Source organism: Blastococcus sp. SYSU DS0973, assembly GCF_054051055.1.
Window position 1 is genome coordinate 1 of the sequence record NZ_JBJHAN010000023.1, and the last position, 647, is coordinate 647.

Genomic DNA, 647 nt, shown 5'->3' on the forward strand with positions numbered 1-647 from the left:
GGGATGCCTGGCTGGCCGCCGGTGGTGACGGCGGCGACCTGGGCATGCCCACCGCAGATGCCGCGAGCACCCCGGACGGGCTGGCCCAGTTCGCGCACTTCCAGGGCGGCTCTCTGTACCTGCACCGCGAGCTGGGAACGCGGGTGGTCCCCCGTGATGTGGTCCTCGGATGGCAGGAGGCCGGCGGGCCGGCGGGGCCGCTGGGCTACCCGATCGCGGAGGCGGTGTCGACCTCCGATGGCGTCGGTGTGGTGATGTCCTTCCAGGGTGGGGAGGTGTACGCGGCCTCGGGCGCGGGCGGGCACGCCCTGCACGGGCCGGTGCGCGACCGGTACTCGGCGGCCGGCGGCCCGGACGGGGAGTTGGGTTATCCGACCACCGGCGTGCGGACGCTGCCTGGCGGGGGAGCGTTCGCGCACTTCGAGGGCGGGTCGGTGTACTGGACGCAGGCCACCGGTGCGCGGATCGTGTCGGGTCCGGTGCGTGACCGGTGGGCGGCGGCGGGCTGGGAGACCGGCGTGCTGGGCTTCCCGACCACCGACGTGCTCCCGCTGTCCGGTGGTGGGCGGTTCGCGCACTTCGAGGGCGGCTCGGTGTACTGGACGCAGGCCACCGGGGCGCGGATCGTGTCGGGTCCGGTGCGGGAC

At 75.1% G+C, this 647-nt stretch carries 1 protein-coding gene; it reads left to right on the top strand.

Annotation, left to right across the window (positions count from 1 at the left end; translation table 11 throughout):
- Positions 1–647 (top strand): LGFP repeat-containing protein (locus ACI791_RS17915; protein ID WP_456587267.1); only part of this gene is annotated, 647 nt, incomplete at both ends.